The sequence below is a fragment of the Arthrobacter globiformis genome, from assembly GCF_030818015.1.
Classification (GTDB): Bacteria; Actinomycetota; Actinomycetes; order Actinomycetales; family Micrococcaceae; genus Arthrobacter; species Arthrobacter globiformis_C.
The window spans coordinates 4,725,613-4,751,580 of the sequence record NZ_JAUSZX010000001.1; the positions used below are offsets into that span (position 1 = coordinate 4,725,613).

Sequence of the window (25,968 nt, forward strand, 5' to 3'; positions counted from 1 at the left end):
CCGCTACAGGAGCGATCATGGCTGACAAGTCCCCCCGTCAAGCAGCATCCAAGAAATCCACCAAATCCATCAAGGAAAAGCGTGCCGACAAGCGGGCCGCCGCGGCACCCGCCAGCTCACTTGACAAGACCAGCGCCAAGCCCATGCCGGCAAAGAAGAAGTGACCGTTTCACCGAACTACCTCACCCTTGGGGTGCTCTCCTCATCACGCAAACCTGATGAACGCCGCGTTCCCGTGCACCCGCTCCACCTTGAACGCATCCCGCCGGAGCTGCGCCAGCACATGCTCTTTGAGCGCGGCTACGGGGAACGTTTCGGCCTTTCCGACGCCCAGCTGGCCCAGTTGGTAGGACGGTTGGCCAACCGTCAAGAGATTGTGGCGCAGGCGGACGTTGTTCTGTTGCCCAAACCCCAGCCGCAGGACCTTGCCGAGCTGCGGCACGAACAGGTTCTCTGGGGCTGGCCGCACTGTGTCCAGGACAGGGCCATCACGCAGTTGGCCATCGATAAGAAGCTGACGCTGATCGCCTTCGAGGCCATGAACCACTGGGCATCCGACGGCGGCTTCGGGCTCCATGTCTTCCACAAGAACAACGAGCTGGCCGGCTACTGCTCGGTCATACATGCTTTGGCGCTGACCGGGTCCACCGGGGACTACGGCCGCCGCCTCCGCGCGGTCGTCATCGGTTTCGGTGCCACCGCCCGCGGCGCTGTCACCGCATTGAACGCACACGGCATCCATGACGTGCAGGTACTGACGAACAGGGGCGTTGCCGCGGTAGGCGCCCCGATCCACTCAGTACGGATCACCCAGTTTGATCACGACGACAAGGCACCGTTCCTTAGCCAGGTCATCACCGAACGCGGCCGGGTTCCCCTGGCCCCGTTTCTGGCCGAGAGCGACATCGTAGTCAACTGCACCCTTCAGGACCCGAACAATCCCCTGACCTACCTCCGGACAGAGGATTTGGCCGCGTTCCGGCCGGGAAGCCTGATCGTGGATGTGTCCTGCGACGAAGGCATGGGCTTCAGCTGGGCCAAGACCACGACCTTCGCGGAGCCGATGTTCACCGTGGGCGAGCACATCAACTATTACGCAGTGGATCACAGCCCGTCCTACTTGTGGAACTCCTCCAGCTGGGAAATCAGCGAGGCCCTCCTGCCTTTTCTCGAGCCAGTCATGTCAGGACCTGGGGCCTGGGATAACAGCGAGACCATCAGCAGGGCGATCGAGATCCGCGAGGGCGTCGTTCTCAACCCGGACGTGCTGGAATTCCAGGGACGCGAGCCGGGCTACCCCCATGCCGTGCCCGGAATGGTGGTCAGCTAGCGGACCACCATTTCCGGCGCAGAGCCGGCTCTGCAGCCTCTTCTCCGGTGCGCTCGGCATCAGCATCGTCAGTCCGGTCAAGAACCTCCCACACCACCACCGCCAGTGTGACGGCGGCGGCCAGGGCTCCGGCGACGATCCAGGCGATCCGGGAGCCCTTACCCGGTTGGCGCCCGCGACGAATACTAACCGGATCGATGCCAGCGGACCGCCGGTCCAGCTCCCGGCCCTTGATGCGTCCGTGTGCGCGTCCAAACATCTCCGTTCCCAACTTTCTCTAACTCCCAACATCTCTAACGCTGTTTCGTCCCGAGCGGGACTGCCAAACGTACCGAGCACGATAGCAGGATTCATCCGAAGAGCGCCTTGCCTGCATCCAAGACCGGTGGCAGGGTGGCCGCATGGCGATCGAAGTCCGTCCGGCGACGCAGTTTGAAGACGTGAAAGCGGTGGTGGGGCCCAAGCGTCCGGACGCAACGGTGTGCTGGTGCCTGAGCTACCGCCTCCCCTCCAGGCAGAACGTGGAGCTGCGGGGCACTGCCCGCGGGGAGCTGGTCCAGGAACTGCTAGCACAGGATCCGCCGCCCGGGGTGCTGGCGTACGACGCCGGGGAAGTAGTTGGGTGGGCAGGTGTCCATCCGCGCGCCGATACCAGCTTCGCCCGCAACCGCCGGATCCCCCATGTGGACGATCTGGACGTGTGGTCCGTGTGGTGCATCCGGGTCCGGCCGGGGTACCGGGGGAAGGGAATCTCCCATCGGCTGCTGCACGGCGCCACCGACTTTGCGCGCTCCTACGGCGCTCCTGCCATCGAGGGATATCCGGTGGACAACCAGGGCAAGAAGGTGGACCTCACAATGGCCTATGTGGGCACCCGCAAGCTCTTCGAGGAGGCAGGCTTCACCAAGGCCGCCGACACCGACTCCGTCCTCAATGGCTTCCCGCGGGTGCTCATGCGCCTTGACCTGCGCTGATTGCACCGGACCTGCGCTGATTGCACCGGATCTGCGCGCGCCGCCTGCCGTGACGCCTGACGGCGTTACCGGGCTTAACGCAATGTCGGCTCCGTCACACTTCCCGGCATAGGATCAACACTGTGGATCGGCTGCCAGGCCCGCCCACGCGGTCTCCCGCGAAAGCAGGCCGCCGAAACTACTTGAGAGTATGGATCATGGCTTCGAACAATGTCCTTGAATCCGATGCCGACGCCGAGGGCGAGGGCGGCCAGCAGGGCGGCGTCCAGTCCGTGGACAGGGCGCTCGCTGTCCTGGAGATCCTGGCCCGCGACGGCCATGCAGGCGTGAGCGACATCGCCGAGGAAATGGGCATCCACAAGTCCACCGTGTCCAGGCTGCTCGGTTCCCTCGTGGGCAGGGAGATGGTCCACCAGAACAGCGAACGGGGCAAGTACCAGCTCGGCTTTGGCATCCTGCGCCTGGCCAGCTCCATTCCCGGCCGGCTGAGTCTGGTCCGCGAGGCCCGCCCGGTACTCGAAAACCTGGCCGAGGAATTCAAGGAAACCGTCAACCTCGCCGTTCTCCGCTCCAATTACGCCGTCAATGTTGACCAGGCCATGGGGCCATCAACCCTGGCCACCTACGACTGGGTGGGAAGCCTGACTCCCTTGCACGCGACGTCCAGCGGCAAGGTTCTGCTGGCAGCGCTGTCCGCAGATGAGCGTGAGCGCATCCTGAAGGAGACAGGGCTGCCCGCCCGGACACCGCGGACCATCACCCGGCGCGACAAACTCGAAAAGCAGCTGATCGACGTCGCCCACGACGGCTACGCAGTGGTCCTTGAGGAGTTCGAAATCGGGCTGAATTCCATGGCGGTGCCGGTCTACAACCACCTGGGAACGGTGATTGGCGCGGTCAGCATCTCCGGCCCGGCCTTCCGCTTCGACCCGGAGAAGATACCGGGCCTCGTGGAGGGCCTCGGCCAGGCCGGCCTGCGGATCAGCGCCAACATGGGCTACACCCGCCGTTAAGCCAGACCGCCCAGGTACTCCTCCATGGCGTCAGCGGCCGCCGTTGCCCCGCCGGAGTTGCGGACGCGCGGGCTCATCGCCGCAATGTTGCGGCGGATCTGCTGGTCCTGGCTGACCTCCGTCACGACGTCGTGGATCAGCTTTGATGTAAGGCCGTCCGCGGGGAGGCGGCGTCCCAGCCCCAGGTCCTCAACGCGGCGGGCGTTGGCTTCCTGCTCTGGCTGCAGCGGAAACGCCACGAGGGGGACGCCCAAATACAGCGCCTCCATGGTCGAGTTCATCCCCGTGTGGGAGAGGAACACATCGGCATGAGGCAGAACATCCAGCTGTGGAAAGAAGGGCCGGACCTCTACGTTCTGCGGAACCTCTCCCAGCTCGGCCACATCCAAGCGGTCGCCGACGGCCATGGCCACCTGCCATTCAGTGTGCGCGAATGCTTGCAGGCACATGCGGAAGAAATCCGGCCGGTCGTTCAACGGCGTGGTTCCCAGCGAAATGAACAGCAGCGGCGCGTCCTTGACGCGGGGCTGCCATTCCTTCTCGCTTCCCCTCCGGCCAAGGCTGGGCCCCACGAAGCGGAAACGGTCATCGAAGGTGTCACCTGCGGGCTGGAATTCCCGGGGGATGAAACAGATGTTCAAGGAAGCCGGAGGTCCTTCCATGAAGTTGAACCCGGCCAGTCCCTGCTCCCGGGCGAAATCCTCGATGAGCTGACGGGCCTGCTTCCATGCCGCCAGCATTTCCGCAGGTGCACGGGAGGGCATCAGCTCCCGCATCGAGAAATGTTCATTGGTGGCATAGGTCGGAAGCAATGCGATGTCCGGCAGGTCAAGCTTCATCGCGGCCATCTTCCCGGCGAGGGTCATGGCGTCGTAGCACACCGCATCCGGCTGATCTGCGGCCAGGCGTGCCAACAAGGCGGGGAACTCTTCCCGCGCCCTTTCCAGCAGACGCTCCAGCAGTCCGGACATCATGCCTGACCCCAGCCCCGCGAGCATGCCCGCCCGAGGCGACCGGCCGGCGTCGTCCTGGGCGGGGCTGCCTGGTGCATTGCCGAATCGGGGAAACTGCGCGGACAGGTCCTCGCCGTTCTCGAAAAAGATGGCCCCGGCAGATTCGACGGCGGCCGCGTACTTGGCCGAGGTGGCATACGTGACGCGGTGGCCCCTCCGGACCAGCTCTGCGACCACCGGCAGCGTGGGGTTCACGTGCCCCGTGGCTGGGAGACAAACAAACGCGAAATGCATGACGTTCTCCTCCGCCGGACAGCGACAGGATCATCGTACGCGCTCAAAAACTGATGAGCCTCTGGAGATTACTGCATGCCGGCCTAGGGCGCGGTTGCCGTCGCCCGGCCGCCCGGGGCCTCCGATCGGAGCGCCGGAGCGGCTAGACTCCGGCGCCAGCGTGTAAAGAGCCGTGGCTGATTCATGCCCAGGACCGCCACCGCGTCCTCGCCGCGGTAGTAAACGGCGAGGAAATTGTGTTCCTGGGGATCGCCCGTCGCTATCTCCACGCGGTCATAGCCGGCTGAGTGGCCGGCAAACTGGATCTTCACGCCGTGCTGGTCCGACCAGAAATACGGCGGCTTCAGCGGCTGCGCCGGCGAATCGCTGTCCAGCAGGGCCTGCACTGCCAGCGCCGCCCGCTCCAGCGCACCCGTCCAGTGCTCCACCCGGCGGTGCTTGTCAACCGCAGCGTCGAACCAGGCAGCACAGTCCCCCACCGCCACAATGCCCGGAACACTGGTGCGCCCCATCGCATCACACAACACACCGCCGTCGACCTCCACGCCCGAACCCGCGAGCCACTCAACGTTCGGCTCCGCGCCGATGCCCACCACCACAACGTCCGCCGCCAACTCCCGGCCATCCGCCAAGCGAAGCCCGGTCACGCTGTTCGCGGTGCTGTGGAACTCGTCGATGCCGGTGCCACAGATCAGGTTCACGCCGTTGGCCTCGTGGAGGTTGGCCACAACGGACCCCATGTCCTGTCCAAGCTGGGCACTGAACGGGACCGGCCCGCTATTGATCATGGTCACTTCCATCCCCCGTGAAGCGGCGGCGGAGGCAACCTCGGCGCCGATGAAGCCGGCGCCGATCACAATCATGCGGGCGCCGGCCACCAACATGGGCGTCAAACCCTGCGCATCTGCCATCGTCCGCAGGTAGAACACATTGTCGAGACCGGCGAGGGCGGGAATCTGGCGGGCCCGTGCACCGGTCGCTATGACGATGCCGTCTGCCGTGACGGTCCGGCCGTCATCCAGGTGGATGGTCCGCGTAGCTGAGTCGAGACGGATCGCGCCGCCTCCCAGAAGCCACTCAGCGTTCAATCCGTCGTCGTCAGTCTCGAGGAAGAGGTCTTCTGCCGTAATGGTGCCGAGTAGGAAATCCTTGGATAGGGGCGGCCTGTCATAAGGACGGTGATGCTCATCGCCAATGATGACCAGCCGTCCCGAGAAGCCCTGAGCGCGGGCGGCCCTGGCTGCCGAAAGACCAGCCAGCGAGGCTCCCACGATCGCAAGAGTCTTCATGATGAACTTGTTCCTTAATTGCTTTATGCGCAACAACAGTCACGATAAGCAACAGCGTGCTGCATCACATACCGACTGTCAAGAGGTGACGGCGGCAACAAAAAGTCCTTGACAATGCGTGTGAGCTAGCGCACTCTGTTGCTGAAGGCGAAGTGTGTTGATTAGTGCGGAACTGAGACGAAACAAAAGCTCCCGGCGAAACCGCCGGTCCGCATTCACGAAGTCAGGATCGTCGACGGCGACCATCCGGGCTGTCCTCCGTGGACGAGCCGAACCTGCCGCCGGGCCCAAACCCCGGCGGCACGGCCGGGCCGTCCCGCATATTCAATTAAGGAAACCCCTCATGACAATCAATAGTGACGTCACTATCGATGAAAGCAGTGAAGACGGTCGGGCCTCGGGGGTGGAACCGGTGTCGGAACGAGAACCTGAAACTCCCCAGGAAGACCTGGAAATCCTTCAGGCCCTGCGGGAAACAGAATCAGAACATGAAGAAGCGCGGCGCAGCAGCCAGCTGTTCCGCAATGGAGGCCTGGACAAGGTGGTCTTCGGCATCGCCGGACTGCTCACACTGGCCTTTGTTATCTGGGGATTTGCCGGCAAGGACAACCTGGCCGCCACTTCCCAGGTTGTCCTTGACTGGGTCATGGAAAACACCGGCTGGCTGTTCGTTGCCCTCTCCTCCCTGTTCGTGGTCTACGTGCTGTGGCTGGCGGTCAGCCGTTTCGGGAACATTCCGCTGGGGAAAGACGCGGAAAAGCCCGAATACTCCATGGTCTCGTGGGTCTCAATGATGTTCGCGGCAGGCATGGGAATCGGCCTGATGTTCTACGGCGTGGCGGAGCCGCTCTACCACTACATCTCACCACCGCCGGGCACCGTGGCCGGCCAGACTCCCGCAGCCGTCCAAACGGCAATGGCAACTTCGATCTTCCACTGGACCCTGCACCCGTGGGCCATGTACGCGGTGGTGGGCGTGGCCATGGCCTACGGGTCCTACCGCCTCGGCCGCAAGCAACTCATTTCCACCGTTTTCACGTCGCTGTTCGGCATCCGCAGGGTGGAAGGTCCCATCGGCAAGCTCATCAACATGCTGGCCATCTTCGCCACACTCTTCGGCACGGCAGCATCCCTCGGACTCGGGGCACTGCAGATCGGCAGCGGCATGGCATCCAACGGCTGGATCGGTGGCCAGCTTGCCACTCCCGTGCTCGTGGTGATCGTTGCCGTACTCACAGCCTGCTTTGTGGCGTCGGCAGTCTCCGGCATCAGCCGCGGCATCCAGTGGCTGTCCAACATCAACATGGTCCTGGCTGCAGTCCTGGCCATCATCGTGTTCGTGGCCGGCCCGACGCTCTTCATCCTGAACCTGATCCCGGCGGCTGTCGGCGACTATGCACGGGACCTGGCCGAGATGGCTTCCCGGACGGAGGCCGTCGGCGACGATGCCCTGCGCACGTGGATGTCCGGCTGGACCATCTTCTACTGGGCCTGGTGGGTCTCCTGGACTCCCTTCGTGGGTCTGTTCATCGCCCGCATCAGCCGCGGCCGCACCATCCGCCAGTTCGTCACCGGCGTCCTGCTGGTCCCCAGCATCGTGAGCGTGATCTGGTTCGGCATCTTCGGCGGCGCCGCCATCCACATCCAGTCCACGGCAGATGCCACACCGGACAAGAGCGATGGCCTGGCCAAGATCGTCGACGGGACTCCGACGATTTCCTTTGACGGGGCTCTGTTCGATTTGCTCCACCACTTGCCTCTGCCTAACGCAATTGCCGGCGCCGTTTCCATTCTGGCGATGGTCCTGGTGGCCATCTTCTTCGTCACGGGTGCTGACGCGGCCTCCATCGTGATGGGCTCGCTCAGCTCCAACGGTGCTGAAGAACCACGCCGGGGAGTGGTTATCTTCTGGGGTACCCTCACCGGCGCAGTCGCCGCAGTGATGCTCCTTGCCGGCGGCGACAAGCCTGCCGAGGCACTCGCCGGACTGCAACGGATCACCATCGTGTCAGCCCTGCCGTTCGTCATCGTGATGTTCCTGATGTGCCTTGCCCTGACAAGGGACCTGCGCAGGGACCCGCTGTCGCTGCGTAGGCGGCTGGTGACGTCCGTCGTCGAGCGCTCCATCCGCAGTGGAGTCGAACAGCACGGCGGCGGCCAGTTCGACCTGGTGACAAAGCACGAATGTGACGAACGGTGTGCCAACAATGGGCTTGATCCGAACGGGGACAAGCGGCACTAAAGAACAGCGCGGCCGGATCCAGGGTGGCACAAACCACCGGGATCCGGCCGCTCTGACGTTGGTCCTAAAAAACGCACTGCGGCTCACACTCGGAAAGGCATCTCATATGGCATCGGCGCCCACAATGACACAGGTTGCAACGGAATCGGATAAAGACCGCCCTGTTGATGACTGCGACTATCACGGCTGCTTCTTCTGCTCCGGCCCCGAGACCGACTGACTGCGGCTACGCAGCCCCGGCCGGGCTGCCGCCCCCGCCTTCCGTGCTGCTGTTAGCCCGGTTCTCGCACAGCCGGAACGCGATGTCTGCGGCCTGGGCAGTTGCGTTCCTGGCCTCCTCCGGGCCCGCGTTATCCCTCCCGGCTTCACGGCCAGCCACGTAGCCCACCATGAAAGCCGTCACCGGTGCGGCGGCATGAATTACTGAATCCGCAGCTTTCCTCGCCACATCCAGCAGCAGTTCTTGATCGACGTCGAGATCCGGGATCTCCAGCGCCTTCGCCAACTGCTCGCACCACTCACCCAGGATCTGCATTTCATCACCGACGGCCATGATCTCTCCTTGTACAGAACACTTCCGCTTCAAGCTGGTGCCCTGACCCTACAAGGCATGGCGACGTAAGTCACCGGCCTTTTGGTGGCCTGCCCCGGCGTTGCCGTGCGGCCGGCCTAATGATTGGCTCGGCCACGTTGACGCAGCCAAGTTCCGCCGCATACGATCACTTATATATCAGTTACCTAGCTCACAAATATCAAAGGCATATCAGCCGTGCTGATGCCGTCAGAAGACCTTCGGCCGCCGTCCGCTCCCCGCAAAAACAGCGCCAAGCGCCAGCCGGGTGGACTGTGTCAGCCGCAGAACACCCGAAAGGAAACGAGATCTCATGGTTCATAAAGTGAAGGCTGTTGTTGTCAGGGCGAAGGATGCTCCGGTGTCGGTGGAGACGATCCTGGTGCCGGATCCGGGGCCGGGTGAGGCGTTGGTGGATGTTCTGACGTGCGGGGTGTGCCATACGGATCTGCATTACAAGCTGGGCGGGATCGGGGATGAGTTCCCGTATCTGCTGGGTCATGAGGCGACCGGTGTTGTCTCTGCCGTGGGTGAGGGCGTCACTGAGGTCGCGGTCGGTGACCGGGTGATCCTGAACTGGCGTGCGGTGTGCGGGCAGTGCCGGGCGTGTGCGAAGGGCCAGCCGCAGTACTGTTTCAACACGGCCAACGCGACGCAGAAGATGACCCTGGAGGACGGGACCGTGCTGTCCCCGGCGTTGGGGATCGGGGCGTTCGCGGAGAAGACCCTGGTCGCTGCCGGGCAGTGCACGAAGGTCGATGAGGACGCCGACCCGGCCGCGGTGGGTTTGCTGGGGTGCGGTGTGATGGCCGGGATCGGGGCGGCGATTAACACCGGTGAGGTCAAGCGCGGCGAGTCCGTGGCGGTGATCGGCTGCGGCGGGGTGGGGATCGCCGCGGTTGCCGGGGCGAAACTCGCCGGCGCGACGACGATCATCGCCGTGGACATCGATGAGAACAAGATCGAGATGGCGAAGTCCCTGGGCGCGACGCACGGGGTGAACTCCCGCACCGCGGACCCGGTGGAGGCGATCCGGGAGCTGACCGGCGGGAACGGGGCCGATGTGGTGATCGAGGCGGTCGGCCGCCCGGAGACGTACAAGCAGGCGTTCTACGCCCGCGACCTCGCCGGGCGTGTGGTCCTGGTCGGGGTGCCGACCCCGGAGATGGTCCTGGAGCTGCCGCTGCTGGATGTCTTTGGTAGGGGCGGGTCGCTGAAGTCCTCCTGGTACGGGGACTGCCTGCCCTCCCGTGACTTCCCGATGCTCGTCTCCCATTACAAGCAGGGCAACCTGGACCTGGACGCGTTCGTGTCCGAACGGATCACCATCGACCAGGTCGAGGAAGCCTTCGAGAAAATGCACGAAGGCAAGGTCCTGCGCTCCGTCGTCGAAATCCAGCCCGGCACCGGAGGAGCGGCCTCCACGGCAGCTGCTGCCCAGCCTGCAGGGGTATCCGCATGAGCGTCACAATCGAGAACCTCGTCACCTCGGGCACGTTTTCCCTGGACGGCGGGACCTGGGATGTGGACAACAACGTCTGGATCGTGGGCAACGAGGAGGAATGCGTGATCATTGACTCCCCGCACGACGCCGCCGCGATCATCAACCAGGTCCGGGGCCGGAAGGTCCTGGCGGTCCTGCTCACGCACGCGCATAACGACCACATCGGCGCCGCCCGCGAGGTCGCCGACGCCGTCGGCGCCCCTGTCTGGCTGAACCCGGAGGACCAGGTCCTCTGGGAACAGGTCTACCCCGGCACCACCGCCGACCGGGACATCGCGGACGGGGACGAGTTCCAGGTCGCCGGTGCCACGCTGAAGGCGATCCACACCCCGGGCCACTCACCGGGCTCCACGTGCTTCCACCTCGAAACCGAGAACACCGTGTTCACCGGGGACACCTTGTTCAACGGCGGACCCGGCGCCACCGGCCGCTCCTACAGCGACTACCCCACCATCCTGACCTCCATCCGCGAACGACTCCTCACCCTCCCGGCGGACACAACCGTCAGGACCGGACACGGGGACAACACCACCATCGCCGCCGAACGCGAAACCCTCGCCAAAGTCGCGCAGTAACACTCAGCAAACAGCGAATGGCCCCCGTCCTGCGATGGGGGCCATTCGTGTACCACCTAAGCAGAGACATTTCCCCGCCCGAAGGTGAGGAAGCGTCCGGTCAAAACCTGCAAAAGCTGAGGAAGGATCGCGTTAAAAGCTGCAAGACGTGAGGAAGGATCCGGTCAAAGCTGCAGCATCTGAGGAAGCGTCCGCGGGTTAGCGCAGAGGCCGCGGAGCTCGTGTCATGTTCTTGACATTGACTGTGAGCTGACGCACGCTGTTGCATAGGCCGAATCCTGTTGATTAACACGGAACACGCGAGGATCCCACGTGCGGTCCCCCGTAAGAAGTCACAGTCCTGGACAACGCCTCCTGGCCCTGGAGTCCAAGGACCGCCGAACCTGTCCGCGGGGTGAAACGCAGCTCGCTGCACGTGAGCCCCGCCAATACTCAGTAAGGAACCCCTTTATGACAGTCCAAGGTGATGTCACAACCGATCAGAGCAGTAGAGACAGACCGTACTCCCGCCGGCTCACGGTGTCCGACGTCAATGTCGTGGACCAGCGGATGCTGAAGAAGGCCCTCGGCGGCACCATCGTGGGCAACACCATGGAATGGTACGACGTCGGGGTTTTCGGCTATCTCATTACCACCATGGGTCCGGTGTTCCTGCCGGAAGCGGACAGGACGGTCCAGACCCTGTTCCTGCTCGGCACCTTCGCGGCGACCTTCATTGCGCGGCCTATTGGCGGCGTCGTCTTCGGTTGGCTCGGGGACAAGGTAGGCCGGCAAAAGGTGCTCGCCGCGACCCTCATGCTAATGGCGGCCAGCACCTTCGCCGTCGGCCTCCTGCCCGGCTACGCGCAAATAGGCGTCTGGGCGGCCGCGCTGCTGGTTCTCCTGAAGCTCGTGCAGGGCTTCTCCACGGGTGGCGAGTACGCAGGGGCCACCACGTTCGTGTGTGAATATGCCCCTGACAAGCGGCGCGGCTTCTTCGCCAGTTTTCTGGACATGGGCTCCTATATCGGGTTTGCCCTGGGCGCTGCCACGGTCTCGGTCCTGCAGGTGACGCTCGGCGAGGCCGCCATGGAGGACTGGGGCTGGAGGCTGCCATTCCTGGTGGCCGGACCTCTGGGCCTGATCGCCATCTACTTCCGGAACAAGATCGAGGAATCCCCCCAGTTCCAGGCCACCCTTGGAGCGCAGGAGGCAGCCTCCGTCGCGGCCGCTGCCGGCGACAAGGCTGATGCCAGGGGGCCGGTGGGCATCATGAAAAGCCACTGGCGCCAGATCGTGCTGGCCATGATCCTGGCCGGGGCTGCCAACACCGTCGGCTACGCCCTGACGTCGTACATGCCCACATATTTGACCGAGTCCAAGGGCTATGACCCCGTCCACGGCACGCTGCTGACCATACCGGTGCTCGTGGTGATGTCCTTGTGCATCCCGCTCACCGGCAAACTTTCGGACCGCATCGGACGGCGCCCGGTGCTGTGGATCGGTGCCGGAAGCACCGTTCTGTTCGCCGTCCCCGCCTTCATGCTGATCGGCATCGGCAGCGTCTGGTCCACCCTGGCGGGCCTGTCCCTGGTTGCCTTCCCCGTGACGTTCTACGTTGCCAACCTCGCATCAGCACTTCCGGCCCTGTTCCCCACGTCATGCCGCTACAGCAGCATGGGCATCGCCTACAACTTCTCCGTGGCGATCTTCGGCGGGACAACGCCGTTCCTGGTCCAGGGCCTGATCGAGGCCACCGGGGACGACATGGCCCCCGCGTACTACCTGATGGCGACGTCGGTCATCGGCGCGGTCGCCATCTATTTCCTTCGGGAGTCCGCCCGCCGCCCGCTCCCGGGCTCCATGCCGAGCGTGGACACCGAGGCGGAGGCGCGGGAACTCGTCGCCACGCAGGACGTGTGGCGCTAGCCGCGCCCCTCCACACAGCAGTGTCCCCGTCGTATGAACGACGGGGACACGACTTTTGTTGCTTGTGTTTCGAACCAGCGCTAGGCGGCGAACAGGGCTGTCCGCACGGCCTTCTCAAAGCCGTCCACGTGTTCGCGGGCCAGCGCTGCCGCCCGGGCCTCGTCCCCTTCGATCACTGCCTCAAGCAGGTCGACATGCTCGTGCACATGCCGGGAAAGGTTCGGCAGGCGGTCCAGCACCATGCACCAAATGCGTGTTGCCAAATTGTCGTAGCGGATCAATGCGTCTTCCAGATGCGGATTTGCCGCTGCGGCGTAGATTCCCTGATGCACCCGGGCGTCCAGGCGCAGGGTCTCCACCACAGATGCACTGTCCACGTCGAAGGCCTCCACTTCCTCGACAATGAGGCGGAGGCGATCCCGGGCGGCCGGCGTGGCCACCCGTGCAGCACGGGAGGCTGCGAGAGGCTCCAGCTGGGCACGGATTTCCGAGATGAACGCGAGGTCCGTAACCTCAACGCGCGTTGCGAAAGTGCCGCGCCGCGGATAGGTCACCACAAGCCGGTCCACTTCGAGCCGTTTCAGCGCTTCCCTGACCGGAGTGCGCCCCAAGCCGAGCTGCTTGGCAATCCCCTCGTCGTAGAGCGGATCACCGGGCCGGATCTCCAGGGTCAGCAGGCTGTCACGTATCCGTTCATAGGCCACATCGGCCAGGGACCTCGAACCTCCGGCCTCCGTCACCGCCAAAGCTTCAAACGCCACCGCTCCGCCTCTCCTATGGGCCAACATTCGCCTATTGACCTCATCCGCACACCAGTATACGCTGGCCATCAGCCCTGATATATCAATAAGGTTATCAACCATATATCTAAAGGATGCGACATGACCCTTGTGGACACAGCCACAAAAACCACGCCGGCTGCGCAGACAGCAGCCTCTGAAGAAACCAAAACCGGCAAGTTCGTGCTCACACTGTCGTGTGTCGAACGTGCCGGCATCGTTCAGGCAGTAACCACGTTCCTGTTTGAGCGGGGATTCAACATCGAAGAGCACCAGCAGTTCGACGACGGCCTCCGTCACACCCTGCACCTGCGCACGGCCTTCTCGGGAGCCACGGATTACGATCTGCAGGCGCTCGAGGAGGAGTTCCGCCCCATCGCGGAACGCTTTGAAATGAGGTTCAACGTCCACGACGAGACCAAGCCGCGCGTTCTGGTCATGGTGTCCAAGTTCGGGCACTGCCTCAACGACCTGATTTTTCGCTGGCGGGGCGGCAGCCTCGGCGGAGACCTGGCCCTGGTGGTTTCCAACCACGAAACGCACCGGGCAATGGCCGAGGCTGCCGGACTTCCTTTCGTTCACATTCCCGTGACTCCAGAAACCAAGCAGGATGCCGAGCGGCGCCTGCTCGAGCTCGTGGATGAGTACAACATCGACCTTGTCGTCCTGGCCCGGTACATGCAGGTGCTTTCCGATGACCTGTGCCGGTCCCTTGAGGGCAGGGCCATCAACATCCACCACTCGTTCCTGCCCGGGTTCAAGGGCGCGCGCCCCTACCACCAGGCCTACGACCGCGGCGTCAAGCTTGTGGGCGCAACCGCCCACTACGTCACCGCCGACCTTGATGAGGGTCCGATCATCGAGCAGGAAGTCATTCGCGTCGACCACAGCCACGGACCCACCACGCTCTCGACTATCGGGCAGGACGCGGAGGCCCTGGCGTTGTCCCGCGCAGTGCGGTGGCATTGCGAGCACCGCGTGCTGATCGACCAGACCAGCACCATCGTCTTCCGCTAAAGCAGCCACCTACAGGTTGCAGAAGCCTACTACTTAAATCAGCAGGAGAAACCACATGGCATCGACTCCACGTATTGTCATCATCGGAGCCGGCATCGTCGGCACGAACCTGGCCGACGAACTGGTCGCCCGGGGCTGGAACAACATCACTGTCCTGGACCAGGGACCCCTGAACATGCCCGGTGGCTCCACGTCCCACGCCCCGGGCCTGGTCTTCCAGACCAATCCCTCCAAGACCATGGCGTCATTCGCCAAGTACACGGTGGAAAAGCTGCTGTCGCTGACAGAGGACGGCGTGAGCTGCTTCAACCAGGTGGGCGGCCTGGAAGTCGCCACCACCGAAACCCGTCTCGCTGACCTCAAGCGGAAACTCGGCTACGCATCGTCCTGGGGTATCGAAGGACGGATCCTCTCTTCCGCCGAATGCAAGGAGCTGTACCCGCTCCTGAACGACGAGAACATCCTGGGCGGCCTCCACGTTCCAAGCGATGGCCTGGCAAGCGCCGCGCGTGCCGTTCAGTTGCTGATCAAGCGCACCGAGGCCGCGGGCGTCAAGTACCGCGGTTCCACCACCGTGACGGGAATTGAGCAGTCCGGACGGCGGGTTACCGGCGTCGAGACGTCCGAGGGCGTCATTCCGGCCGACATCGTCATCTCGTGTGCCGGGTTCTGGGGGGCGAAGATCGGAGCCATGATCGGCATGGCGGTTCCCCTTCTCCCGCTGGCCCACCAGTACGTGAAGACGACGGCGGTACCCCAGTTGAGTGGCCGCAATGAACTGCCGAACGGGGCCACGCTGCCGATCCTGCGCCACCAGGACCAGGACCTCTACTACCGCGAACACGGCGAACGCTACGGCATCGGCTCCTATGCCCACCGCCCCATGCCCGTCGACGTCGACACCCTGGGCACCTACGCCCCCGAGACCGTCAGCGAACACAATATGCCGTCCCGCCTCGACTTCACCCTGGAGGACTTCCTTCCCGCGTGGGAGGCCTCGAAGCAGATTCTTCCCGGACTGGCAGAGAGCGAAATCGAGGATGGCTTTAACGGCATCTTCTCCTTCACCCCCGACGGCGGACCGCTCCTTGGCGAGTCCAAAGAACTCGACGGCTTCTATGTCGCAGAGGCCGTCTGGGTAACGCACTCGGCAGGTGTTGCCAAGGCAATGGCAGAGCTGCTGACCACGGGCAAGTCCGAAACCGACCTGGGCGAGTGTGACATCACCCGCTTCGAAGACGTGCAGCTCACCCCTGAATACGTAAACGAGACCTCGCAGCAGAACTTCGTGGAGATCTACGACGTCCTCCACCCGCTCCAGCCCAAGCTCTCCCCGCGCAACCTGCGCGTCAGCCCCTTCCACGCCCGGCACAAGGAGCTCGGAGCCTTCTTCCTGGAGTCCGGCGGGTGGGAGCGGCCGTACTGGTTCGAATCCAACGCCGCCCTCCTCAAGGAGATGCCGGCGGAGTGGCTGCCGCCGGCCCGGGACGCCTGGTCCAACATGTTCAGCTCCCCCATCGCCGCCGCCGAGGCGTGGAAGACCCGCACCGCTGTGGCCATGTACGACATGACGCCACTGAAGCGCCTCGAAGTATCCGGTCCCGGAGCCCTGAAGCTGCTTCAGGAGCTGACGACGGCGGACCTGGACAAGAAGCCTGGTGCGGTGACCTACACCCTCCTGCTCGACCACGCAGGCGGCGTGCGAAGCGACATCACGGTGGCCCGCCTGAGCGAGGACACCTTCCAGCTCGGAGCCAACGGCAACATCGACACCGCCTACTTCACGAGGGCGGCCCGGCACCAGACGCAAAGCGGATCCGCTTCTGACTGGGTCCAGGTGCGCGACACCACGGGCGGCACCTGCTGCATCGGCCTCTGGGGTCCCCTGGCCCGCGACCTGGTCGCCAGGGTCAGCGACGATGATTTCTCCAACGACGGCCTGAAGTACTTCCGGGCAAAGAGCGTTGTCATCGGCGGCGTCCCCGTGACGGCCATGCGGCTGTCCTATGTCGGCGAACTCGGCTGGGAGCTTTACACCAGCGCAGACAACGGACAGCGGCTCTGGGATGCGCTCTGGCAGGCAGGACAGCCCTTCGGAGTCATCGCGGCCGGACGCGCGGCGTTCAGCTCCCTGCGCCTGGAAAAGGGCTACCGCTCCTGGGGAACGGACATGACCACCGAACACGACCCCTACGAGGCAGGCCTCGGATTTGCCGTCAAGATGGCCAAGGAGAGCTTCATCGGCAAGGGCGCGCTCGAAGGCCGGACCGAAGAGGGCTCCGCCCGCCGGCTGCGGTGCCTGACGATCGACGACGGCCGGTCCATCGTCCTGGGCAAGGAACCCGTGTTCTACAAGGAACAGGCCGTGGGCTACGTGACGAGCGCCGCCTACGGATACACCGTGGCCAAGCCGATTGCCTACGCCTACCTTCCGGCCACCGTTGCAGTGGGCGATTCCGTCGAGATTGAATACTTCGGGCGGCGTATCACGGCCACTGTTTCAGAAGAACCGCTGTACGACCCGAAAATGACCAGGCTCCGCGGCTAAGCAGCCCGCAGGGCCCCTTGGGTCCACGCAGCCCAGCTCATCCTCGCAACGGGAGCCGGGCTGCGTGCAGCCCCTTTCCGCTCCAGCCTCTACCAGCCCAGGATATGGACAAATGATCGGTTCAGAAACAATAAATGACTACCTAGGTAGGCTTGCCTCGCGGAAGCCCACCCCCGGTGGCGGCGCGGCCGCGGCCCTCCACGCGGCACAGGGTGCGGCCCTGGTGGCGATGGTGGCACGCTTCAGCACCGGCGGCAAATATGAGCAGCACGCAGAGACAACCTCCAGAATCATTGCCGCCGCTGACCAGCTCATCGGCGAGACGCTGGGGCTGGCCGACGCCGACGAAGCCGCCTTCAAAGCTGTAATCGCCTCCTACAAGCTGCCCGCTGCAAGCGACGCCGAACGTGCGGCGCGCGCAGCCGCCATCAACAACGCACTTGCCCAGGCCGCCCAGCCGCCGGCCCGGCTGATTAAGCTGTCAGGTGCCGTCGTGGAACTCGCGGCCGAGCTTCTGGATATTGCGAACCCGAATGTCATCAGCGACATTGCCGCAGCCGCCGACGCGGCCAGGGCGGCCGCCACCACAGCCCGCGTCAACATCGACATCAACGTCGTCGCCATCAAGGACGCCAAGGCGCGCGCGGCACTTGCTGAACAGACTGACGGACTCGAAGAAAAGGTCGTGCTGGCAGCGGACTCGCTCTCGCGCCAGGTACGGGAAAGGATCCTCCGATGACGGCTTCCCTGCTCTCCGGCAAGCCTCTCGCCAAACTGATCCAGCAGCAGGCGCAGACCGAAGCCAAGACCCTGGCCGAAGAAGGCTCCAGCCCTACCCTCGCGGTTGTGGTTGCGACGGAGGACAGCTCAACGCTCTGGTACGTGCGCTCAATAGAGCGCGCGGCGGAAAATGCCGGCATCGGCTGCAGGATCATCGACGTCGGCCACGACGCGACCGAACAGGTGCTCATCGCCGTGCTGAAGGACCTCAGCGCCGAGCCTTCCGTCAACGGCATCATCCTGCAGACTCCCCTGCCTCCCGGCGTCAGAACCCAGGAACTGGTCAAGTACATCGCGCCGGAAAAGGACATCGACGGCGCGAACCCGCTGAGCCTGGGACTTCTCGCGGTCGGGGAACGTGCCTTCGCCCCGGCGACGGCACGCGCCGTTGTGGAAATACTGGACCACTTCGAGATTCCGGTGGCCGGCCGCAACGTGGTGGTGGTGGGCCGTTCCACCGTGGTTGGCAAGCCGCTCTCCCTGCTGCTGCTGCAGAAGGACGCCACCACAACCGTCTGCCACTCGAAGTCCGGGCCCCTCGGGAAGTACACCAAGACGGCCGACGTCGTGGTTGTTGCGGCGGGCCGCACCGGACTGCTCACCGGGACGGATGTTTCGGAATATTCTGTGGTCATCGATGTGGGAACCAACGTGCTCTCCGATGGCTCACTCGCCGGCGACGTCGACGAAGCCAGCGTCCGTCCGGTCGCTGCCGCGCTGACGCCGGTCCCCGGGGGCGTGGGCTCAGTCACCACCGCGCTGCTCCTTCTCCACACCGCCGAAGCGGCGCGCCAACAGTCCCGCGCAACCCGCACGCCCGTCCTCACGCAGTGACCGGGGCACTGATGGCACACAGCACCGCGCCGCAGCCCACCAGCACCAAGGTCGTGGCGGACTGGACAGCGCTCATGCCAGGCGACTTCGTCACCGTGCTGGAGTCGTACACGGTTCCCCACAGCGGCTGGATCGACGACCTGACCGAGGACGGCCGCATCATCTGGCTGGTTCGCGCCTTCGGGGGTGGCCGTCGCATGTTCTTCCGCGAGAACGGCGACATCATCACGGTCGAAGCTCCCTAGGCAACAACGCCCTCACTGCCCGGCACAGATCTAAAGGAAGACCCAATGGCCTCTAAAGCCCCCCGCGAGAACATCGATGAGTCAAAGCTGACCGTCAGCAAACCCAAAACCAAGGCCGTAGGCATCCCCGCGGTGGCCAACGCCCTGAAAATCTCCCTGGAGCAGATGGGTCCGCTGCGCAGCGTCCAGACCCTGATGGCGGTCAACCAGATAGACGGCTTCGACTGCATGGGCTGCGCCTGGCCGGAACATGAGAAGCGCAATGCCGCGGAATTCTGCGAGAACGGCGCCAAGGCCGTGGCGGAGGAGGCTACCCGCCGCCGCGTCAGCCCTGAGTTTTTCGCCCGGCATTCCGTCGCCGACCTCAAAACCCGTGATGACTACTGGCTGGGGCAGCAGGGAAGGCTCACCCACCCGATGGTCCTGGATGAGGGCGCAACCCACTACAGGCCCATTGGCTGGGACGACGCCCTGGAAATGATCGCCCAGGAACTCAGGGACATGGACCACCCCGACCAGAGCGTCTTCTATACCTCCGGCAGGACCTCCAACGAGGCGGCGTTCGTGTACCAGCTGCTCGTCCGCGGTGTGGGCACCAACAACCTTCCGGACTGTTCAAATATGTGCCACGAGTCCTCCGGGTCGGCGCTGGTGGAGACCATTGGCATTGGCAAGGGTTCGGTCAGCCTCAAGGATCTGGAGACGGCGTCCCTCATTTTCGTGGCGGGCCAGAACCCGGGCACGAACCACCCGCGCATGCTCAGCGCCTTGGAGAAGGCCAAGAAAAACGGTGCCGCCATCGTATCCATCAACCCGCTCCCCGAGGCCGGACTCCTTCACTTCGAGAACCCGCAGACCATTGCCGGAACGCTGGTGGGCACGCAGCTGACTGACGACTTCCTGCAGATCAGGGCCGGCGGGGACCAGGCACTCTTCCAGGGCCTCGGAAAATACCTGCTGGACGCAGAACGCGCCGGCAGGAACACCCCGGGCCTGACCACGGTTTTTGACCACGGTTTCATCAGGAACCATACGGTCGGCCTCGAGTCCTACCTTTCGCAGCTGGAACAGGTGGAGTGGGACGACATCGTCGAGGCGACCGGCCTGACCATGGAGCAGATCAACGCCACCGGTGAACGGCTCCTGGCCTCGGGCTCCACCATTGTCTGCTGGGCGATGGGCCTGACGCAGCACAAGCACTCGGTGCCCACCCTTCGCGACGTCGTCAATGTCCTGCTGCTGCAAGGCAACATCGGCAAGCCCGGAGCGGGAGTCTGCCCGGTTCGCGGACATTCCAATGTCCAGGGTGACCGGACCATGGGCATCTTCGAACGGATGCCCGAAGGCTTCCACGACAGGCTGGACCAGGAATTCCAGTTCCATTCACCCCGGGCGCACGGCTACGACACCGTCGCCGCAATCCGGGCGATGCGTGACGGCAAGGTGAGGCTGTTCGTGGGCATGGGCGGGAACTTCGTGCGGGCGGCTCCGGACTCGGATGCCACCGAGAAAGCCCTGGCCAATACCCGGCTGACCGTGCAGATCTCGACGAAACTGAACCATTCGCACCTGTCGACAGGAAAGCGCGCCCTGATTCTCCCAACGCTGGGCCGCACCGAGCGGGATACCCAGCGGTCCGGTGACCAAAGGGTCACCGTGGAGGATTCCATGAGCGCTGTTCACGCATCCCGCGGCCGGCTCAAGCCCGCCAGCGAGCACCTGATGTCCGAGGTGGCCATCGTCTGCAACCTCGCGCACAAGGTGTTCACGGACGCCGACGGCCAGCCCCGCCCCAACACGCCGGTGGCCGACTGGCTCGCGCTCCGGGACGACTACTCCCTGGTCAGGAAGCACATCGAGGCCGTCATCGATGGCTTCGAGAATTTCGAAGAGAGAATCCAGCACCCCGGCGGCTTCGTTCTGCCCCACCCGCCACGGGACAACAGGGAATTCAAGACCCCGTCCGGCAAGGCGCACTTCACATCGAATACCCTGGAGTACCTTCGGGTCCCGCCCGGCCGGCTGATCCTGCAGACCCTCCGTTCGCACGACCAGTACAACACCACCATTTATGGAAAGGACGACCGGTACCGCGGAATCCACGGAGGCCGGCGCGTGGTCCTGGTCAACGAGGCGGACATCGCCGAGCTGGGCTATGCCGACGGCGACATGGTGGACCTGGTCTCGGAGTTCCGGGGTACAGAACGCAGGGCAGAGAGCTTCCGCGTCGTCAGCTACTCGACGCCGAAGGGCTGCGCAGCCGCCTACTACCCGGAAACCAACGTGCTGGTACCGCTGGACTCCGTGGCCGACACCAGCGGCACCCCGACGTCCAAGTCCGTCGTCGTGAGACTGGAACCGGCCGGGGCAAAAGCACCGGAAAATCAGATTCCTGCAACTCTTCCCGCCTGATATATCTTTACGATATAATTGGAATATCACAGCGGCGGCCCGCGGGGCGGGGCCTGAGCCCGCACTGCCAAGGGTAGAGAGCAGTTTCGTTTCCCGTGAACGGTGTTTCGGAGGCCTGAAATACCTGGGGAGGTAAGCGCCGAAACACCGCTTTCGGGAAACGAACAATCCAACGAGGGGACGACCAGTGGTAGCTCCAGCCCTGCAAAGCGTCGACAGGCCGGGCAAGGATGGCGGGCGGCCTCCCAACCGGGAGCACACCTGGGCGGAAGCACGCCGCCTGGCTTTTGACTCCGCCAGCCCGCTGGGACCAGAGGGTGTGCCGCTTGGGGAGGCGAACGGCAGAACCCTGGCGGCCGACGTCGTCGCGCTTCAGGAGATGCCCCACTACGCCTCATCCGCCATGGACGGCTGGACGGTCAGTGGTGACGGCCCGTGGGTACTGACGGAACCGGGACACCCCCTGCACAGCGGAGAGGCCAGCCCCGTAGTCACCGGCGGCGTAATCCCTCCGGGCACCTTGGCGGTGCTCCGTGTTGAGAGCGGACGGCTTGCCACCAATGCAAGCGGCCAGGCGATGCTTAGACTGGGCGAGGCGGCATCCCCCGGCGAACCCCGTCCGGGCCAGCACATCCGCGAGTCGGGCGAGGAAGCGGCAGCCGGCGAGGTGCTGATCCCCGCCGGAACAACCTTGAACCCTGCGCATATCGCGCTGGCCGCCGTCGCCGGCTTCGACCAGCTCACGGTGCGGGGCAAGCCACTGGTCAAGATGCTGGTTACAGGCTCAGAGGTCGTCGCGGCCAGGCTCCCGGCACCGGGACAGGTCAGGGATGCCTTCGGTCCCCAGCTCAGCACTGTCATCCAGATGCTTGGCGGTGTCCCGGGGCCCCTGGTCCGGATCGGGGACTCCTACGAGGAATGGCTCACGGCGCTGGGTGCCTCCGAAGCGCCGATGGGGCAGTGGCCCGACGTCATCGTGACCACCGGCGGCACAGGACGTTCAGGCGCGGACCATTTCCGAAATGCCGTGGTGGCGCTAGGCGGACGGCTCCTCATCGACGGCATCGCCATGCGGCCCGGCCATCCCGCCGCCTTGGGCAAACTGCCCAACGGCCGGTTCGTCGTCGGACTTCCCGGCAATCCGCTCGCCGCCCTCATGGCGCTCTTCACCGTGGGCGGTCCGCTGCTGGCCGCCCTCGGCCACCAGCCGTTGCCCGGCATCAGCCGGGTGCCGTGCGGCAGCACCATCGACGCCCACCGTGCGTCCACCCGGCTCTTGCCGTTCCGCTGGGCCAACGGCCTGGCGACTCCGGCCCACTACACGGGCCCCGGAATGATGCGCGGGCTGGCCAGCGCCGACGGCGTCATGGTGGTTCCGTCCCGCGGCGTTCAGCTGGGCGAGCCAGTCCCTGCATTTGCGCTCCCGTGGCGCCCGGAGCTGCGGCCACCGCTGCCCGGCAAATTGATCTGGGAGGACTAGCGCGTGGCACGCATGACCCAACGCCGGAAAGTCCACCGCTACCTGCTGGACGGCTCCGAGGCCGCCATGGAATACCCCGTGCGGCTCCGTGAAGACGTGCTGGCCGCGGAGGAACCGCTGGAAATCCGCTTCGGAAACTTGTCCTTTGCCGTGACGATGCGGACGCCGGGCGATGACTTTGACCTCGTTGCGGGCTTTCTCGTCTCGGAAGGCATCATCGCCAGCCAGGCGGATCTCGTGTCACTCCGCTTCTGCGCCGGCGAGGACGAAACTGGCAGGCAGACCTTCAACGTCGTCGAAGCGCAGTTCCGGCCCGGCCTGGCACTGCCGGACACGGGCAGGCACGTTTACACGTCCAGCTCCTGCGGCATCTGTGGCAGCACATCCATCGAGGCCGTCCGCAAGACCCTCACTTATGACGTGCACGAGGACCAGCTGCGGGTGCCGGTGGACGTCATAGCGCGGCTGCCGGAACAGCTGCGCGAAGCCCAGGCGCTGTTCGACAAGACCGGCGGCGTCCACGCTGCAGGGCTGTTCAAGATCGACGACGGGGGTGAGGCGGAGCTGCTTTGCCTCCGCGAGGACGTGGGCCGCCACAATGCAGTGGACAAGGTCATCGGGTGGGCGCTGCGCGAAGGGCTTCTGCCGCTGTGCGGAACCGTCCTGCAGGTCTCGGGCAGGGCGTCGTTCGAGCTCGTCCAGAAGGCTGCCCTCGCCGGCATCCCAGTTTTGGCGGCGGTCAGCGCACCCTCAAGTCTTGCGGCGGACCTCGCCGCCGACACCGGCATAACGCTTGTGGGCTTCAACAGGGGCAAGAGCCTCAACGCATATGTCGGCCAGGAACGCCTGGCACCTGCACTCGCGGCAGCTGCCCTGACGAGTCCCGCCGTCGGCTGACTACTCCAGACAAAAGCAAGGGGACCCCGCCACGGCACAGCCGCGGCGGGGTCCCCTGTTTGCGGGCTTCCCTGCGTCCGGAAAATAAACGTTGTGTTCAGGAAAATGACGCCGGTACGTCCGCCGCAGTCTAGGATCAGACGTGTGAAGCATGCTGGACGGCGCGGAGCCTGACCGCTGGTCACCGCGACGACACGGGAGCACCTCTGATGGCTGCAAGAGACGAACCAGGGACTGGCAGGGATCCGGACGCCCAAGGCGGAGGGGTCCAGTCCGTCGACCGCGCCCTCCAGATCCTGGAGATCCTCGCCCGAGACGGACACGCAGGCGTCAGCGACATTGCCGACGAAATGAGGGTCCACAAGTCCACCGTCTCGCGGCTGCTGGGATCGCTGGTGTCCAGGGAGATCGTGCGGCAGAACAACGACCGCGGCAAGTATCAGTTGGGCTTTGGCATCCTGCGACTGGCCAGTTCCATTCCAGGCCGGCTGAGCCTGGTCCACGAGGCACGTCCCATCCTGGAGAGCCTCGCAGACCAATACAAGGAAACCGTCAACCTCGCCGTCCTGCAGTCCAACTACGCGGTGAACGTGGACCAGGCCATGGGCCCGTCAACGCTGGCCACGTCTGACTGGGTTGGCAGCCTCACGCCTCTCCATGCCACGTCCAGCGGCAAGGTACTGCTGGCAGCACTGCCTGTTGAAGAACGCTCCCGGATCCTCCGGGAGGCGGGCCTTCCGGCCCGGACCCCGCGGACCATCACGGACCGGGACACCCTGGAAAACCAACTCCTCGATGTCTCCCGCAACGGCTATGCAGTTGTCCATGAGGAATTCGAGATCGGACTGACCGCGGTTGCCGTGCCCGTCTACAACCACTTCGGGACGGTCATCGGGTCCGTCAGTATCTCCGGCCCCGCCTTCCGCTTCGACCCGGAAAATACGCCCGGTCTGATCCAGGGTCTCCAAGAGGCCGGCCTGAACATCAGCGGAAAAATGGGCTACACCCACCGATGACCCCGGCCGCTGGCCGGGGTCACCGCAAGGGTTTGGTTGCGCCGTTAGTGGCGGAACCTTAGGAGGCCGGGGTAGCGGTCTCTTTGCGCTGCAGGGTTTCGGCGCGTTCCTCCAGCGGCGGGGTGTCCGCGGTGAGGCCCAGCAGGGCTTCTCCGGACAGCTGGACGTCGCCGACCTTTTCCTGGACCCAGTCGTGGAAAGCGCCGATGTGGTGTTCGCTGGGGACGAGCACGCCGCCCTTGGCGTAGGACTTAGATGCCATGCCCGGCTGGCAGCGCTCGCACGCGTCGAAGTCCTGCATGTTCACGCGGTGGAACAGCTCAACGGAGGCGCTGACGTCCTTGCCGGACTCCACCACGGAGGGCAGGTACAGCCAGTCGCATTCAACGATCGTGTGGTCTGCGGACATCGGGAACATGCGGTGGATGATCACGTGGTCCGGAACCAGGTTCACGAACACGGTCGGCTTGATCGTGATCGCGTAGTAGCGCCGGTCCTGGTCCTCGGCCACGCCCGGGATGACGTCCAGGCCCTCGGAGCCATCTACAGTGAAGCCCTTGATGTCCTCACCGAACTCCGCGCCGTGGCCCACGAAGTACTGAGCGGCCAGGCCGTCAGCGAACTCCGGCAGGACCTCGGTCAGCTCCGGGTGGATGGTGGCGCAGTGGTAGCACTCCATGAAGTTCTCAATGATGAGCTTCCAGTTGGCCTTCACGTCATAACGGATCCGGCGGCCCACGGACAGGTTCGCAACGTCGTACCCGTCAATGGCGTGCACGTTGCCCAGGCGCTCCTCGATCGCGCCCATCACGTCATCCTCGAAGGACGGCGGCTCCTCGGCCAAGCACACCCACACGTAGCCGAGGTACTCGCGGATGTGAACCTTGGACAGGCCGTACTCGTCGCGGTCGATGTCCGGCATCTTGGTCAGGTTCGGGGCTGCGATCAGCTTGCCCTCGAAGTCATAGGTCCAGGCGTGGTACGGGCACTGGAAGTTGCGGGCAGCTTCGCCCTTTTCCTCCATGCACAGCTTCACGCCGCGGTGCCGGCAGACGTTGTAGAAGGCCCGGATCTCGCCCTTGCGGGTCCGCGAGATCAGCACGCTTTCCCGGCCCACCTGCACCGTCTGCCACGCCCCTGGCTTGTCCAGGTCCGAGGACCGGATCGCACAGAACCACATCTGCTCGAAAATACGCTCCTGCTCAGCCCGGAAGATTGCCGGATCCGTGTACAAGTGGCCGCCCAGCGTCGGGATCAGGCTCGGGGTGGATACCTCAACAGACAATTTGTTCTCCTAACAAAACAAC

General features: G+C 64.5%; 23 protein-coding genes. 17 read left to right on the forward strand and 6 right to left on the reverse strand.

Going from position 1 to position 25,968, the window contains the following annotated elements:
- Positions 1-17 precede the first annotated feature (17 nt).
- Together QFZ23_RS22085 and QFZ23_RS22090 are read left to right on the forward strand one after the other, a co-directional pair.
- Positions 18-164 carry a hypothetical protein gene (locus QFZ23_RS22085; RefSeq protein WP_306926255.1) on the forward strand — a complete coding sequence of 49 codons (147 nt, stop codon included), beginning with the start codon at positions 18-20 and terminating at the stop codon, positions 162-164.
- The gene (locus QFZ23_RS22090) at positions 161-1,330 is read left to right on the forward strand and encodes a N(5)-(carboxyethyl)ornithine synthase (protein ID WP_306926257.1); all 1,170 of its coding nucleotides are present in this window, start codon (positions 161-163) and stop codon (positions 1,328-1,330) included. The genes QFZ23_RS22085 and QFZ23_RS22090 overlap by 4 nt, the downstream gene beginning before the upstream one ends.
- Here QFZ23_RS22090 and QFZ23_RS22095 read toward each other — a convergent pair.
- Positions 1,323-1,589, reverse strand: a complete 267-nt coding sequence (locus tag QFZ23_RS22095) for a hypothetical protein (protein WP_306926259.1) — start codon at positions 1,587-1,589, stop codon at positions 1,323-1,325. The two genes, QFZ23_RS22090 and QFZ23_RS22095, sit on opposite strands and share 8 nt — an antisense overlap.
- 142 nt (positions 1,590-1,731) lie before the next feature.
- Here QFZ23_RS22095 and QFZ23_RS22100 point away from each other — a divergent pair, with 142 nt between their 5' ends.
- Positions 1,732-2,304, forward strand: coding sequence for a GNAT family N-acetyltransferase (locus QFZ23_RS22100; protein WP_306926261.1), 573 nt, complete (start codon positions 1,732-1,734; stop codon positions 2,302-2,304).
- Positions 2,305-2,501: 197 nt separating this feature from the next.
- Positions 2,502-3,317, forward strand: a complete 816-nt coding sequence (locus QFZ23_RS22105; protein WP_306926263.1) for an IclR family transcriptional regulator — start codon at positions 2,502-2,504, stop codon at positions 3,315-3,317.
- On the opposite strand, the gene QFZ23_RS22110 is transcribed toward QFZ23_RS22105, so the two are convergent.
- A complete protein-coding gene (locus QFZ23_RS22110) occupies positions 3,314-4,564 on the reverse strand; it encodes a macrolide family glycosyltransferase (RefSeq protein ID WP_306926265.1) in 1,251 nt (416 codons plus the stop codon). The two genes, QFZ23_RS22105 and QFZ23_RS22110, sit on opposite strands and share 4 nt — an antisense overlap.
- An 83-nt stretch (positions 4,565-4,647) precedes the next feature.
- Positions 4,648-5,853, reverse strand: a complete 1,206-nt coding sequence (locus QFZ23_RS22115) for an NAD(P)/FAD-dependent oxidoreductase (protein ID WP_306926267.1) — start codon at positions 5,851-5,853, stop codon at positions 4,648-4,650.
- 343 nt (positions 5,854-6,196) lie between these two features.
- Between QFZ23_RS22115 and QFZ23_RS22120 the strand changes: the two genes are divergently transcribed.
- Positions 6,197-8,095: a BCCT family transporter gene (locus QFZ23_RS22120; RefSeq protein WP_306926268.1), complete on the forward strand. Its 1,899-nt coding sequence runs from the start codon at positions 6,197-6,199 to the stop codon at positions 8,093-8,095.
- Between the two features lie 226 nt (positions 8,096-8,321).
- On the opposite strand, the gene QFZ23_RS22125 is transcribed toward QFZ23_RS22120, so the two are convergent.
- Positions 8,322-8,648, reverse strand: coding sequence for a DUF6457 domain-containing protein (locus tag QFZ23_RS22125; protein WP_306926270.1), 327 nt, complete (start codon positions 8,646-8,648; stop codon positions 8,322-8,324).
- A 331-nt stretch (positions 8,649-8,979) separates the two neighbouring features.
- On the opposite strand from QFZ23_RS22125, the gene QFZ23_RS22130 reads away from it, so the two are divergent.
- The 3 genes from QFZ23_RS22130 to QFZ23_RS22140 all read left to right on the forward strand — a co-directional run bounded on the left by QFZ23_RS22130 (position 8,980) and on the right by QFZ23_RS22140 (position 12,653).
- Positions 8,980-10,128: an S-(hydroxymethyl)mycothiol dehydrogenase gene (locus tag QFZ23_RS22130; protein WP_306926273.1), complete on the forward strand. Its 1,149-nt coding sequence runs from the start codon at positions 8,980-8,982 to the stop codon at positions 10,126-10,128.
- The gene (locus QFZ23_RS22135) at positions 10,125-10,745 is read left to right on the forward strand and encodes an MBL fold metallo-hydrolase (protein ID WP_306926274.1); all 621 of its coding nucleotides are present in this window, start codon (positions 10,125-10,127) and stop codon (positions 10,743-10,745) included. The genes QFZ23_RS22130 and QFZ23_RS22135 overlap by 4 nt, the downstream gene beginning before the upstream one ends.
- A gap of 450 nt (positions 10,746-11,195) precedes the next feature.
- Positions 11,196-12,653, forward strand: coding sequence for an MFS transporter (locus QFZ23_RS22140; protein ID WP_306926277.1), 1,458 nt, complete (start codon positions 11,196-11,198; stop codon positions 12,651-12,653).
- A gap of 80 nt (positions 12,654-12,733) precedes the next feature.
- Here QFZ23_RS22140 and QFZ23_RS22145 read toward each other — a convergent pair whose 3' ends face one another.
- Positions 12,734-13,414: a GntR family transcriptional regulator gene (locus tag QFZ23_RS22145; protein ID WP_306926279.1), complete on the reverse strand. Its 681-nt coding sequence runs from the start codon at positions 13,412-13,414 to the stop codon at positions 12,734-12,736.
- Positions 13,415-13,534: 120 nt separating this feature from the next.
- Here QFZ23_RS22145 and purU point away from each other — a divergent pair, with 120 nt between their 5' ends.
- The 9 genes from purU (at position 13,535) to QFZ23_RS22190 (ending at position 24,661) form a co-directional block, all read left to right on the forward strand.
- A complete protein-coding gene (gene purU / locus QFZ23_RS22150) occupies positions 13,535-14,449 on the forward strand; it encodes a formyltetrahydrofolate deformylase (protein ID WP_306926281.1) in 915 nt (304 codons plus the stop codon).
- A 55-nt stretch (positions 14,450-14,504) separates the two neighbouring features.
- The gene (locus tag QFZ23_RS22155) at positions 14,505-16,997 is read left to right on the forward strand and encodes a GcvT family protein (RefSeq protein ID WP_306926282.1); all 2,493 of its coding nucleotides are present in this window, start codon (positions 14,505-14,507) and stop codon (positions 16,995-16,997) included.
- Positions 16,998-17,109: 112 nt separating this feature from the next.
- Complete coding sequence (locus QFZ23_RS22160) at positions 17,110-17,736, forward strand: cyclodeaminase/cyclohydrolase family protein (RefSeq protein ID WP_306926283.1); 627 nt, start codon at positions 17,110-17,112, stop codon at positions 17,734-17,736.
- Entirely contained in the window at positions 17,733-18,611 is an 879-nt protein-coding gene (locus QFZ23_RS22165) for a bifunctional 5,10-methylenetetrahydrofolate dehydrogenase/5,10-methenyltetrahydrofolate cyclohydrolase (protein WP_306926284.1), read from the forward strand. Before QFZ23_RS22160 ends, QFZ23_RS22165 begins: the two co-directional genes overlap by 4 nt.
- Before the next feature lie 11 nt (positions 18,612-18,622).
- Positions 18,623-18,856, forward strand: a complete 234-nt coding sequence (locus tag QFZ23_RS22170; RefSeq protein ID WP_306926285.1) for a hypothetical protein — start codon at positions 18,623-18,625, stop codon at positions 18,854-18,856.
- Between the two features lie 45 nt (positions 18,857-18,901).
- Positions 18,902-21,268 (forward strand): FdhF/YdeP family oxidoreductase, encoded by a 2,367-nt coding sequence (locus tag QFZ23_RS22175; RefSeq protein WP_306926286.1) that lies wholly within the window; start codon positions 18,902-18,904, stop codon positions 21,266-21,268.
- Between the two features lie 187 nt (positions 21,269-21,455).
- Positions 21,456-22,748, forward strand: coding sequence for a molybdopterin molybdotransferase MoeA (locus tag QFZ23_RS22180; RefSeq protein WP_306926287.1), 1,293 nt, complete (start codon positions 21,456-21,458; stop codon positions 22,746-22,748).
- A gap of 3 nt (positions 22,749-22,751) precedes the next feature.
- On the forward strand, positions 22,752-23,645 hold the full coding sequence (gene fdhD, locus QFZ23_RS22185) for a formate dehydrogenase accessory sulfurtransferase FdhD (RefSeq protein ID WP_306926288.1): 894 nt from the start codon (positions 22,752-22,754) through the stop codon (positions 23,643-23,645).
- Between the two features lie 209 nt (positions 23,646-23,854).
- Complete coding sequence (locus QFZ23_RS22190; RefSeq protein ID WP_306926290.1) at positions 23,855-24,661, forward strand: IclR family transcriptional regulator; 807 nt, start codon at positions 23,855-23,857, stop codon at positions 24,659-24,661.
- 58 nt (positions 24,662-24,719) lie between these two features.
- Here the strand turns inward: QFZ23_RS22190 and QFZ23_RS22195 are convergent, their stop codons facing one another.
- The gene (locus QFZ23_RS22195) at positions 24,720-25,946 is read right to left on the reverse strand and encodes an aromatic ring-hydroxylating oxygenase subunit alpha (RefSeq protein ID WP_306926292.1); all 1,227 of its coding nucleotides are present in this window, start codon (positions 25,944-25,946) and stop codon (positions 24,720-24,722) included.
- Between the last annotated feature and the right edge of the window lie 22 nt (positions 25,947-25,968).

Bases quoted from the DNA above. Each gene is read 5' to 3' on its own strand.
- QFZ23_RS22085 (WP_306926255.1), top strand. From the start codon at position 18: ATGGCTGACAAGTCCCCCCGTCAAGCAGCATCCAAGAAATCCACCAAA.
- QFZ23_RS22095 (WP_306926259.1), bottom strand. From the start codon at position 1,589: ATGTTTGGACGCGCACACGGACGCATCAAGGGCCGGGAGCTGGACCGG.
- QFZ23_RS22100 (WP_306926261.1), top strand. From the start codon at position 1,732: ATGGCGATCGAAGTCCGTCCGGCGACGCAGTTTGAAGACGTGAAAGCG.
- QFZ23_RS22105 (WP_306926263.1), top strand. From the start codon at position 2,502: ATGGCTTCGAACAATGTCCTTGAATCCGATGCCGACGCCGAGGGCGAG.
- QFZ23_RS22110 (WP_306926265.1), bottom strand. From the start codon at position 4,564: ATGCATTTCGCGTTTGTTTGTCTCCCAGCCACGGGGCACGTGAACCCC.
- QFZ23_RS22115 (WP_306926267.1), bottom strand. From the start codon at position 5,853: ATGAAGACTCTTGCGATCGTGGGAGCCTCGCTGGCTGGTCTTTCGGCA.
- QFZ23_RS22120 (WP_306926268.1), top strand. From the start codon at position 6,197: ATGACAATCAATAGTGACGTCACTATCGATGAAAGCAGTGAAGACGGT.
- QFZ23_RS22125 (WP_306926270.1), bottom strand. From the start codon at position 8,648: ATGGCCGTCGGTGATGAAATGCAGATCCTGGGTGAGTGGTGCGAGCAG.
- QFZ23_RS22130 (WP_306926273.1), top strand. From the start codon at position 8,980: ATGGTTCATAAAGTGAAGGCTGTTGTTGTCAGGGCGAAGGATGCTCCG.
- QFZ23_RS22135 (WP_306926274.1), top strand. From the start codon at position 10,125: ATGAGCGTCACAATCGAGAACCTCGTCACCTCGGGCACGTTTTCCCTG.
- QFZ23_RS22140 (WP_306926277.1), top strand. From the start codon at position 11,196: ATGACAGTCCAAGGTGATGTCACAACCGATCAGAGCAGTAGAGACAGA.
- purU (WP_306926281.1), top strand. From the start codon at position 13,535: ATGACCCTTGTGGACACAGCCACAAAAACCACGCCGGCTGCGCAGACA.
- QFZ23_RS22155 (WP_306926282.1), top strand. From the start codon at position 14,505: ATGGCATCGACTCCACGTATTGTCATCATCGGAGCCGGCATCGTCGGC.
- QFZ23_RS22160 (WP_306926283.1), top strand. From the start codon at position 17,110: ATGATCGGTTCAGAAACAATAAATGACTACCTAGGTAGGCTTGCCTCG.
- QFZ23_RS22165 (WP_306926284.1), top strand. From the start codon at position 17,733: ATGACGGCTTCCCTGCTCTCCGGCAAGCCTCTCGCCAAACTGATCCAG.
- QFZ23_RS22170 (WP_306926285.1), top strand. From the start codon at position 18,623: ATGGCACACAGCACCGCGCCGCAGCCCACCAGCACCAAGGTCGTGGCG.
- QFZ23_RS22175 (WP_306926286.1), top strand. From the start codon at position 18,902: ATGGCCTCTAAAGCCCCCCGCGAGAACATCGATGAGTCAAAGCTGACC.
- QFZ23_RS22190 (WP_306926290.1), top strand. From the start codon at position 23,855: ATGGCTGCAAGAGACGAACCAGGGACTGGCAGGGATCCGGACGCCCAA.